Source organism: Kitasatospora sp. LaBMicrA B282 (assembly GCF_050325825.1).
Classification (GTDB): Bacteria; Actinomycetota; Actinomycetes; order Streptomycetales; family Streptomycetaceae; genus Kitasatospora.
Genome location: NZ_JBNQTI010000113.1, coordinates 1 through 10,312, shown reverse-complemented (window position 1 = coordinate 10,312; position 10,312 = coordinate 1). Strand labels below are relative to the sequence as shown.

The following is a 10,312-nucleotide window of genomic DNA, read 5'->3' as shown; positions in this document are numbered from 1 at the left end:
GTGGGGTCGGTTGGGGGGTTATTCGATTTCCTGGGACACCGCCCCACCTTGGTCGGTTCGGGCCTGGCCAGGCTTGGTGCGTCGGCCGGCGCACCGCCCCCTCACTCGGTGTCGGAGTCGTCGTCCCCGTCCTCGCCGGGCACCCCTTCGCCGGCGGCCTCGTCGACCACCCAGCCGTTCAGCCGCTCGGCCACGCCGTCCACGCCGAGCCGCCCCTCGCGGATCGCGCGGGCCAGGCTGCGCACCTCGCGGGCGGTGGTGGCCACGTGGCAGCCGCTGGCCACCAGGTAGGCGTAGGCGCAGGCGGTGGCGAAGAGTTCGTTGGTGCGCTCCAGGGCCGGGACCCGGATCAGTTGGTGCATCAGGGCGGCGGCCCGGTCCTGCGGTTCGGGGTAGACGGCGATGTCGAAGATCTCCGCCTGGTGGCGGGTGATGGCCGCCAGCAGCGAGCCGTAGTCGGTCACCTGCGGGTCGCCGGGGGTGTACTGCTCGGCTGTCATGAGCAGCCAGGAGAGGTCGACCGCCAGCTTCAACGGCGTGCGCCCTGCCGCTCGTCGGCCGTCGAGTGCTCGCCGAACTCGGCGAGGAACTCGCTCTCGTACTCCTTCATGAACTGGGCCGCCGCGTCGACGAAGCGCAGTCCGGCCTCGCCCATGTCCTGCTGGACGAGCCTCTCGATGTACTGGTTCATGCTGATCCCCTGCTGTTCCGCCCGCTCGCGGGCCATCTCAGCGGTGGTGGCGTCCACCCGCACGTTGAGCTGCTTCTTACCCATGCAATCGAAGCTAGCGCTCATGTGCTAGCACCACAAGGGCGCGCGCGGCCTCGCCGCGCGCGCCCCCGTCGAGCCCCTGTTCGCCGCTCACACCACCGCGGTCGGGCCGCTCCGGCGGCGCAGGTAGACCGCCCAGGTCAGCAGCAGGCAGAGCGCGTAGTAGCCGAGGAAGACCAGGTAGGCGTCGTCCCCCTGATGGTCAGCCAGGAAGGCCTGCCGGAAGGCCAGGTTGACCAACACCCCGCCGAAGGCGCCGATCGCGCCCGCCAGCCCGATCACCGCCGCGGTGCGGCGGGTGGCCAGCCGCTCGGCGGCCGCCGGGTCGGCTCCGTCGGCCACCGCCCGGGCCGCCCGGGCGCGGAACAGCGCCGGGATCATCTTGTAGGTGGAGCCGTTGCCGAGCCCGCTGAGCACGAACAGCGCCACGAAGCCGGTCAGGAAGAGCGGCAGCGAGTGCCGCTGCGAGGCCACCAGCACCAGCCCCGCGCCCGCGGCCATCGCCACGAAGGTCCCGCAGGTCACCCGGGCGCCGCCCAGCCGGTCGGCCAGCAGGCCGCCGAGCGGGCGGGCCAGCGAGCCGAGCAGCGGACCGAGGAAGGTCAGCCCGGCGGCCTTGACCGGGGTGTCGAACTGCTGGTGGAACTGCACCTGGAGGACCTGCCCGAAGGCGAACCCAAAGCCGATGAACGAGCCGAAGCTGCCCAGGTAGAGCACCGAGAGCAGCCAGGTGTGCGGCTCCCGGGCCGCCTCGCGCAGGGCGCCGCGCTCGGGCCGGGGCAGCGCCAGGTTGTCCATCCGCAGCGCCGCGGCCAGCGCGGCGAGCACCACCAGCGGCAGGTAGACCAGCACCAGCAGCCGCGGCCGGGCGGCCCCCGCGGTGGCCAGCACCAGCAGCCCGAGCAGCTGGACCGCCGGCACCCCCAGGTTGCCGCCGCCCGCGTTCACGCCGAGCGCCCAGCCCTTGAGCCGCTGCGGGTAGAAGGCGTTGATGTTGGCCATCGAGGAGGCGAAGTTGCCGCCGCCCACCCCGGCCAGCGCCGCCAGCGCGAGCAGCGTGCCGTAGGAGACGCCGGGGCGCAGCAGCAGCCCGGTCAGCCCGAGCGGCACCAGCAGCAGCAACGCGCTGAACACCGTCCAGGTGCGCCCGCCGAACCGGGCCACCGCGAAGGTGTAGGGGATCCGCAGCACCGCGCCGACCGCCGTGGGCACCGCGGTGAGCAGGAACTTCCCGGACGCGTCGAGGTGGTACCCGGGGCCGAGGAAGAGCACCAGCGCCGACCAGAGGCTCCAGACCGAGAAGCCGATGTGCTCGGTGAGCACCGAGTGGACCAGGTTGCGCCGGGCGATCCGGTGGCCGCCGCCCGCCCAGAAGGCGGTGTCCTCGGGATCCCAGTGCTCGATCCGGCCGGCCGCCCGGGCGGGGGCGAGCGCCGGGGCGGCCGCGCTCACCGGGCCACCGCCGCCCGGCGGGTCGCAGCCGCGCGGTGCGGAGCCGCGGTCGCAGCCCGGTGCGGCGGGACGTGCCCGGACCCGGGGTGACCCGACTCGGCCAGCCGCACCGGCCAGACCCGCAGGTCCGCCGGGCTGCCGTCGGGCGCGGTCGGCTCGTCCAGGCAGCGCCCGGTGTGCAGCTCGAAGGCCTGCTTGAGCAGTGGCGAGACCACCACCGGCAGGTCGCCGCGGCTGCCGACCAGCCCGCGGGAGATCACGTAGGCACCGGTGAACGGGTCGCGGTTGGCCAGGGCGTGCAGCGCGCCGCCGCGGGTGCGGAAGAGGGCCACCTGCTCGCCGCCGAGCAGCACCGCCACGCCGCGGCCGGGCATCAGGTCCTGGTAGTCGCAGACGGCCTGCCAGTGCTGCCCGTCGTGCACCTCGACCCGCTGCGGGGCCTGCTGCGCCTGGGCGTCGGACGGGGTCCGGCCGGTCTGCACGGTCATGGCGGTCATCGGGACAGCACCTCCAGGGTGAGGCCGGCCTCTTCGGGGCGGGCCGGGCGGATCTGGTCGCGCTCCGCGACGAAGCGCACCGTGGGGTCGGGCGTACCGGGGGCGTTGGCGAAGGAGACGAAGCGCCGCAGCCGGTCCGGGTCGGCCAGGGTGGCCTGCCACTCGTCCTCGTAGGTCTCGACGTGCCGGGCCATCAGCTCGTCCAGCTCGGCGCAGATGCCCAGCGAGTCGTCCATGACCACGGCCCGCAGGTGGTCCAGGCCGCCGTCCAGCCGCTCCAGCCAGGAGGCGGTGCGCTCCAGGCGGTCGGCGGTGCGGATGTAGAACATCAGGAAGCGGTCGATGGTGCGCAGCAGGGTCTCGCGGTCCAGGTCGGCGGCCAGCAGGTCGGCGTGCCGGGGGGTCATGCCGCCGTTGCCGCCGACGTAGAGGTTCCAGCCCTGGGCGGTGGCGATCACGCCGAAGTCCTTGCTCTGCGCCTCCGCGCACTCGCGGGCGCAGCCGGAGACCGCGGACTTGAGCTTGTGCGGCGCCCGCAGGCCCCGGTAGCGCAGCTCCAGCTCGATCGCCAGCGCCACCGAGTCCTGCACGCCGTAGCGGCACCAGGTCTGCCCGACGCAGGACTTGACCGTCCGCAGCGCCTTGCCGTACGCGTGGCCGGACTCGAAGCCGGCCGCCACCAGGCGGTGCCAGATCTGCGGCAGCTGGTCGACGGTGGCGCCGAACAGGTCGATCCGCTGGCCGCCGGTGATCTTGGTGTACAGGCCGTAGTCCCGGGCGATCTCACCGATCACGATCAGCTTCTCGGCGGTGATCTCGCCGCCGGGGATCCGCGGCACCACCGAGTAGGAGCCGTTGCGCTGCAGGTTGGCCAGGAAGTGGTCGTTGGTGTCCTGCAGCGCGGCCTGCTCGCCGTCCAGCACGTGCCCGTTGCCCAGGCTGGCCAGGATCGAGGCGACGGTCGGCTTGCAGACCTCGCAGCCCTCACCGCGGCCGTGCTCGTCGAGCAGCCGGCTGAAGGAGGTGATGCCCTTGACCCGGACGATCTCGTAGAGCTCGGCCCGGGTGTGCTCGAAGTGCTCGCAGAGCCCACGGGCCACCTCGACGCCGGCCGACTCCAGCTCCTGGTCCACCAGCGAGCCGACCAGCTTGATGCAACTGCCGCACCCGCTGCCGGCCTTGGTGCACTTCTTCACCTCGGCCAGGGTGCGCAGCCCCTGCTCGGAGACCGCGGCCCGGATCGTCCCCTTGCTGACGTTGTGGCAGGAGCAGACCACCGCCTCGTCCGGCAGCTCCAGCTGACCGCCGCCGCCCGCCGCCGCCGGCAGCAGCAACTGCTCGGCCGGCACCGTGAGTTCGGCGCGGCTGACGGCGAGCGGGCGGAGCACCGGGTAGCTGGCGGCGTCCCCGACCAGCACCCCGCCGAGCAGCCGACCGTCCGGGCCGACCACCAGCTTCTTGTAGACCCCGGCCCGGCTGTCGCTGTAGAGCACCTCCAGCGCGCCCTCGGTACCGCCGAGCGCGTCGCCGAAGCTGGCCACCTCCACGCCCAGCAGCTTGAGCTTGGTGGAGGTGTCCGCGCCGGTGAACTCCCCACTGCTGCCGACGAGTCCACGGGCCACCGTCTCGGCCATCGAGTAGCCGGGGGCGACCAGCCCGTAGACCCGCCCGTCCACCGCGAGCGCGCACTCGCCGATCGCCCAGATCCGCTCGTCCGCAGTGCGGCACTGCGCGTCCACCACGATGCCGCCGCGCTCGCCGACCGGCAGGCCGCACTCGCGGGCCAGTTGGTCGCGCGGGCGCACCCCGGCGGAGAAGACCACCAGGTCGACGTCGAGCTCGGAGCCGTCGGAGAGCGCCATCGCCCGCACCCGGCCGGCCGCGTCGGTCTCGATCCGCTGGGTGCCGGCGCCGGTGTGCACCCGCACGCCCAGCTCCTCGATCTTGCGGCGCAGCAGCGCTCCACCGCCGTCGTCCACCTGCAGGGCCATCAGCCGCGGCGCGAACTCCACCACGTGGGTGGTCAGGCCCAGCGCCTGCAGCGCACCGGCCGCCTCCAGGCCGAGCAGGCCGCCGCCGACCACCGCGCCGGTCCGGGCGCTGCCGGCCGCCGCCTTGATCGCCTCCAGGTCCTCGATGGTGCGGTAGACGTGGCAGCCGGTCGCGTCGTGGCCGGGCACCGGCGGCACGAACGGGTAGGAGCCGGTGGCCAGCACCAGGGCGTCGTAGCGCAGTTCGGCGCCGGAGCGGGTGGTGACGGTGCCCGCCGCCCGGTCGATCGCCGTCGCCGGGTCGCCCAGCCGCAGCTCGATGCCGTGCTCGGCCAGGAACCCCGGCGGGCAGAGCGAGAGTTCCTCCGCACTGGTGCCGGCGAACCAGGAGCTCAGGTGCACCCGGTCGTAGGCGGGGCGCACCTCCTCGGCGAGCACGGTGACCCGCCACGGCAGCGGTGCGCCGGCCGGCGACTGCTCGACCAGGGCTTCCAGGAAACGCTGTCCGACCATGCCATGGCCGACCAGCAGCAGATCCTTCACGGTCACGGGCTTGCTCCTCGGGGTGGTTCGACGGGCGGGTGGTGCCCGAGCGGGCGGGATGGGGGGTCAGCGGACCGTCAGCAGCGAGAGCGGGTCCGCCGGCAGCGGGTCGTCCCGCTCGTAGGCGCGGGTCAGGGCGCCGACCGTGGCCAGGTCGCCCAGCAGGATGCCGCCGACCAGCCGGTCGCCGCGCAGCACCAGCTTCTTGTAGGAACCGCGGGTCGGGTCGGCCAGCCGCAGCACGTCGGTGCCCGGCTGCTCCTCGCCGACCTCGCCGAAGGCGGCGTACTCCAGCGGCCCGGCGCTGAGCCGGGCCAGCGGGCGGGAGCCGGTGTAGCCGGCCGGCGCCCCGGCCAGCTGGGCGGCCAGCGCCTCGGCCTGCTCCCAGGCGGGACCGGCCAGGCCGTGCACCGCGCCGCGGTGCTCGGCGCAGTCGCCGATCGCGTACACCCCGGGGGCCGAGGCGGCCAGCCGGTCGTCCACCAGGACGCCGTTGCCGACCGCCAGCCCGGAGGCGTAGGCCAGCCCGGTGCGCGGGCGGACCCCGCAGGCGAGCACCACCAGGTCGGCCTCCAGCGTGCGACCGCCGACCAGCTGCACCCCGGTGACCCGGTCCGCGCCGAGCAGCGCCCGGGCCCGGCTGCGCAGGTGGCTGACCACCCCGAGCGCGGCCAGGGCGCGGCCGAACGCCTGGCCCGCCGCCTCGTCCAGCTGGCGCTCGATCAGGTGCGGGCCCTGGTGCACGATCTGCACCCGCAGGCCGAGCGCCGCCAGCGCCCGGGCGGTGCTGACGCCGAGCACCCCGCCGCCGATCACCACCGCGCGCTCGGCCCGGCCGGCGTCCTCGACCAGGGCGGCACAGTCGGCCAGCGTGCGGAACACGTGCACGCCCCGCTTGAGCCCGCAGGCGCCGTGCAGTCCGCGCAGGGTCGGCAGCACCGGGTTCGCCCCGGTGGCCAGCACCAGGGTGTCGAAGCCGGCCAACTGACCGCCGGTCAACGTCAGTTCACGGCGGACCAGGTCCACCGCCCAGACCTCGTGACCGGTGCGCAGCGCCACCTCGCGGCCGTACGGCAGCGCGATCGCCTCCGGGTCGTAGTGGCCGGCCAGCACCTCGGCGAGCAGCACCCGGTTGTAGGGCCCGCGCGGCTCGGCGCCGTACAGCGTCACCTCGGCGGCGCCGCCCAGCTCCCGGTACCGCTCGGCGAACCGCGCCCCGGCCAGCCCGGCACCCACCACGGCGATCCGCCCGCCGCCGCCCGCCCCGGTCATCGGACCGGCTCCACCGGCAGCGCCCGCTCCACCCGGACCGCGCAGACCTTGAACTCCGGCATCTTGGAGACCGGGTCCAGCGCGGGGTTGGTGAGCGAGTTGGCCCGGCCGGGACCGGCCCAGTGGAAGGGCATGAAGACCGTGTCGGGCCGGATGGTGTCGGTGATCCGGGCCGGCGCCACCGCCCGGCCGCGCCGGCTGGTCACCACCAGCGCCTCCCCCTCGGCCACCCGCAGCCGCTCGGCCAGCTGCGGGTGCAGCTCCACGAACGGCCCCGGCGCGGCCCGCCGCAGCTCGGGCACCCGGCGGGTCTGCGCCCCGCTCTGGTACTGGGCCAGCACCCGGCCGGTGGTCAGGTAGAGCGGGTAGGCCGGATCGGGCTCCTCGGCCGCGGGGCGGTGCGAGACCGCGGCGAACCGGGCCCGGCCGTCGGGGGTGGCGAAGCGGTCCAGGAAGAGCCGCGGGGTGCCGGGGTGCTGCTCGCTCGGGCAGGGCCAGAAGACGCCGTCGGTGGCCCGGATCCGCGGGTAGCTGATCCCCGCGTAGTCCGCCGGGCCGCCGGCCGAGGCCCGGCGCAGCTCGGCGAAGGCCTGCTCGGCGTCGGTCGGGAACCCGGTCGGCACGCCGAGCCGGTCGGCCAGCCCGTGCAGCGCCGCCAGGTCGCCGCGCACCCCCGGCGGCGGGGCGAGCGCGGCCTGCCGCAGGATCACCCGGCCCTCCAGGTTGGTCAGCGTGCCGGTCTCCTCCGCCCAGTGCGCGGCCGGCAGCACCACGTCGGCCAGCTGGGCGGTCTCGGAGAGCACCAGGTCGCTGACCGCCAGGAAGTCCAGGGAGCGCAGCCGCTCGGTGATCCGGCCGGCCGCCGGGGCCGAGACCACCGGGTTGGAACCCATCAGCAGCAGCGCGCGGGCGCCCTGCGGGGTGCCGAGGGTGTCCAGCAGCTCGTAGGCCGAGCGGCCGGGGCCGGGCAGTTCGGCGGCGGGGATCCCCCAGACCTCGGCCAGGTGGGCGCGGGCGGCCGGGTCGGTGATCGAGCGGTAGCCGGGCAGCTGGTCGGCCTTCTGGCCGTGCTCGCGCCCGCCCTGGCCGTTGCCCTGGCCGGTCAGGCAGCCGTAGCCGGAGCCGGGGCGCCCCGCCTTGCCCAGCGCCAGGCAGAGGTTGATCCAGGCGCGCACCGTCTCGGTGCCCTTGCTCTGCTGCTCCGGGCCGCGCGCGGTGAGCAGGATGGCCCGCTCGGCACCGGCGAACCGGGCCAGCGCGGCCCGCAGCTGCGCCAGCGGCACGCCGGTCAGCCGCTCCACCCGGGCCGGCCAGTGCGCCATCGCCGCGGTGCGGGCGGCCTCGAAGCCGGTGGTGCGCTCGGCGATGAAGGCCTCGTCCAGCCGGCGCTCGGCGATCGCCAGGTGCAGCAGGCCCAGGGCGAGCGCGAGGTCGGTGCCCGGGACCGGCTGCAGGTGCAGGTCGGCCTGCTCGGCGGTGCGGGTGCGGCGCGGGTCGACCACGATCAGGGTGCCGCCGCGCTCGCGCAGTTCGCGGAAGTAGCGCAGCGCGGGCGGCATGGTCTCGGCCGGGTTGCCGCCGACCAGCAGCACGCAGTCGGCCCGGGCGACGTCGGCCAGCGGGAACGGCAGGCCGCGGTCCAGGCCGAAGGCCTCCTTCTGCGCGGCGGCGGCCGAGGACATGCAGAACCGGCCGTTGTAGTCGATGTTCGGGGTGCGCAGCACCACCCGGGCGAACTTGCCGAGCAGGTAGGCCTTCTCGTTGGTCAGCCCGCCCCCGCCGAAGACCCCCACCGCCGCCCGCCCGTACTGCTCGCCGGCCGCCCGCAGGCCCTGCGCCGTCCGGTCCAGCGCCTCCTCCCAGGAGGCCGCCCGCAGCTCGCCGCCCTTGTGCTCGCGCACCAGCGGCTCGGTCAGCCGCAGCGCCGGGTCGAGCAGCGCGGCGGCGCTCTGGCCCTTGCCGCACAGCGCCCCGCGGTTGACCGGGAAGTCGGGCCGTTCCAGCACCCGCACGCCGGCGGGTGACGCGGCGACGCGCATCCCGCACTGCAGCGAGCAGTACGGGCAGTGGGTGTCGGTGGTCGTCATGCCGTTGAGCTTCGGCCGTCGCCGTTACACCGCGAGGTCACCTCTGTTGCGCCCGCGGTACGTCCTGCTCACCGCGGGCGGCGCCCAGGGTGACCCGGACGAAACCTTCCGTAAACCACCGACGGCTGCCCGCTTACCACCGCGTGATCGGCACGCAATCCGCGCGAAACAGCGCTGCCGGACCCTTGCACGGCATGGACAGCACGCCCCCGGCCGGTCCCCTCACCGGCTACACCGTCGGAGTGACCGCAGCCCGCCGCCGCGAGGAACTCACCGCCCTGCTGCGCCGGCGCGGTGCCCGGGTGGTCGAGGCACCCGCGCTGCGGATCGTCCCGCTGGCCGACGACACCGCGCTGCGCCGGGCCACCGAGCGCTGCCTGACCGCACCGCTCGACTACGTGGTCGCCACCACCGGGGTGGGCTGGCGCGGCTGGCTGAGCGCCGCCGACGGCTGGGGCCACGCCGCCCGGCTGGCCGAGGTCTGCCGGACCGCCGTGGTGCTGACCCGCGGCCCGAAGGCGACCGGCGCCGTGCGCGCGGGCGGCCTGAGCGAGAGCTTCTCGCCCGCCAGCGAGGCGACCGACGAACTGCTCATCTGGCTGCTCGCCCGCCCGCTGGACGGCCGGCGGATCGCGCTGCAGGAACACGGCGAGCCGCTGACGGCCTTCGCCGCCGCGCTGCGCGAGCGCGGCGCCGAGGTGATCCCGGTGCCGGTGTACCGCTGGGCGCCGCCGGAGGACAGCGCGCCGCTGCGCCGACTGGTGGAGCAGACCGCCCGGCGCGAGCTGCACGCGGTCACCTTCACCAGCGCACCGGCGATCTCCGCGTTCCTGGCCGCGGCCGACGAACCGGGGCTGCGTGCGGAGGTGCTGGCCGCGCTGCGCACCGAGGTGCTGCCGGTCTGCGTCGGGCCGATCTGCGCCCGCCCGCTGACCGAGGCCGGGATCACGGCGCACTGCCCCGAGCGCGGGCGGCTCGGCTCGATGGTGCGCGAGCTGGCGGTCGAGCTGCCGGCCCGCAACCGCCGCGAGGTGCGCACCGGCAGCGGCCTGCTCACCCTGCAGGGGAACGCGGTGCTGGTGGACGGCGGCCCGCCGGTGCAGTTGCCGCCGCTGCTGGCCGCGCTGCTGCGGGCGCTCGCCGAGCAGCCGGGGCGGGTGCTCAGCAGACCCGAGCTGCTCCGGCGCGCCTGGGCCGGCACCCAGGCGGACGAGCACGCGGTGGAGGCCGCGGTGGCCCGGCTGCGCAGCGCCCTGGGGGCGCACGGGCGGCTGGTGCGGACCGTGCCCAAGCGCGGCTACAGCCTGGCGGCGGCCGGATGACCGGCGCCACGGCGCGCCCCGGCGTCGGGGATCCGGCGGCGGCGCCGACTCTGGTGGCGGTCGCGCACGGCACCCGGGATCCGGCCGGGCCCGCCGCCTACCGCGAACTCATCGAACGCGTGCGGGAGTTGCGGCCGGGACTGCGGGCCGAGCCGGCCTTCCTCGAACTGGCCGATCCGCTGCTGGACCAGGTGCTGGCCGGGCTGCGCGGGACCGTGGTGCTGGTCCCGCTGCTGCTGGGCACCGGCTACCACGTGCGGGTCGACCTGCCGGCCGCGCGGGCCGCGGCCGGCCACCTGGACCTGCGGCTGGCGCCGGCGCTCGGCCCGGACCGGCTGCTGGCCGCCGCGCTGGCCGACCGGCTGGCCGAGGCGGG

The 10,312-nt window shown here is 75.7% G+C and carries 8 protein-coding genes and 1 pseudogene; 2 read left to right on the top strand and 7 right to left on the bottom strand.

Annotated elements, in window-relative coordinates; all coding sequences use genetic code 11:
- Positions 1 to 101: 101 nt before the first annotated feature.
- The 7 genes and pseudogenes from ACQRUO_RS26680 to ACQRUO_RS26650 all read right to left on the bottom strand — a co-directional run bounded on the left by ACQRUO_RS26680 (position 102) and on the right by ACQRUO_RS26650 (position 8,614).
- Entirely contained in the window at positions 102 to 533 is a 432-nt protein-coding gene (locus tag ACQRUO_RS26680) for a fic family toxin-antitoxin system, toxin component (RefSeq protein WP_428318612.1), read from the bottom strand.
- On the bottom strand, positions 530 to 775 hold the full coding sequence (locus tag ACQRUO_RS26675; protein WP_428318611.1) for a toxin-antitoxin system HicB family antitoxin: 246 nt from the start codon (positions 773 to 775) through the stop codon (positions 530 to 532). The genes ACQRUO_RS26680 and ACQRUO_RS26675 overlap by 4 nt, the downstream gene beginning before the upstream one ends.
- Positions 776 to 862: 87 nt before the next feature.
- Positions 863 to 2,224 (bottom strand): MFS transporter, encoded by a 1,362-nt coding sequence (locus tag ACQRUO_RS26670; RefSeq protein ID WP_428318610.1) that lies wholly within the window; start codon positions 2,222 to 2,224, stop codon positions 863 to 865.
- A gap of 155 nt (positions 2,225 to 2,379) precedes the next feature.
- Positions 2,380 to 2,712, bottom strand: a pseudogene (gene nirD / locus ACQRUO_RS26665) (nitrite reductase small subunit NirD); the annotation flags it as partial.
- A gap of 5 nt (positions 2,713 to 2,717) precedes the next feature.
- A complete protein-coding gene (gene nirB, locus ACQRUO_RS26660; RefSeq protein ID WP_428318625.1) occupies positions 2,718 to 5,225 on the bottom strand; it encodes a nitrite reductase large subunit NirB in 2,508 nt (835 codons plus the stop codon).
- A gap of 96 nt (positions 5,226 to 5,321) precedes the next feature.
- Complete coding sequence (locus tag ACQRUO_RS26655; RefSeq protein ID WP_428318609.1) at positions 5,322 to 6,527, bottom strand: NAD(P)/FAD-dependent oxidoreductase; 1,206 nt, start codon at positions 6,525 to 6,527, stop codon at positions 5,322 to 5,324.
- Positions 6,524 to 8,614: a molybdopterin oxidoreductase family protein gene (locus tag ACQRUO_RS26650; protein ID WP_428318608.1), complete on the bottom strand. Its 2,091-nt coding sequence runs from the start codon at positions 8,612 to 8,614 to the stop codon at positions 6,524 to 6,526. The genes ACQRUO_RS26655 and ACQRUO_RS26650 overlap by 4 nt, the downstream gene beginning before the upstream one ends.
- Positions 8,615 to 8,808: 194 nt before the next feature.
- Between ACQRUO_RS26650 and ACQRUO_RS26645 the strand changes: the two genes are divergently transcribed.
- Both ACQRUO_RS26645 and ACQRUO_RS26640 read left to right on the top strand, forming a co-directional pair.
- A complete protein-coding gene (locus ACQRUO_RS26645) occupies positions 8,809 to 9,936 on the top strand; it encodes a uroporphyrinogen-III synthase (RefSeq protein WP_428318607.1) in 1,128 nt (375 codons plus the stop codon).
- Positions 9,933 to 10,312, top strand: a 380-nt coding sequence (locus ACQRUO_RS26640) for a CbiX/SirB N-terminal domain-containing protein (protein WP_428318606.1), incomplete at its 3' end; no start/stop codon positions are given. The genes ACQRUO_RS26645 and ACQRUO_RS26640, both read left to right, overlap by 4 nt.

Bases quoted from the DNA above. Each gene is read 5' to 3' on its own strand.
- ACQRUO_RS26675 (WP_428318611.1), bottom strand. From the start codon at position 775: ATGGGTAAGAAGCAGCTCAACGTGCGGGTGGACGCCACCACCGCTGAG.
- nirB (WP_428318625.1), bottom strand. From the start codon at position 5,225: ATGGTCGGACAGCGTTTCCTGGAAGCCCTGGTCGAGCAGTCGCCGGCC.
- ACQRUO_RS26655 (WP_428318609.1), bottom strand. From the start codon at position 6,527: ATGACCGGGGCGGGCGGCGGCGGGCGGATCGCCGTGGTGGGTGCCGGG.
- ACQRUO_RS26650 (WP_428318608.1), bottom strand. From the start codon at position 8,614: ATGACGACCACCGACACCCACTGCCCGTACTGCTCGCTGCAGTGCGGG.
- ACQRUO_RS26645 (WP_428318607.1), top strand. From the start codon at position 8,809: ATGGACAGCACGCCCCCGGCCGGTCCCCTCACCGGCTACACCGTCGGA.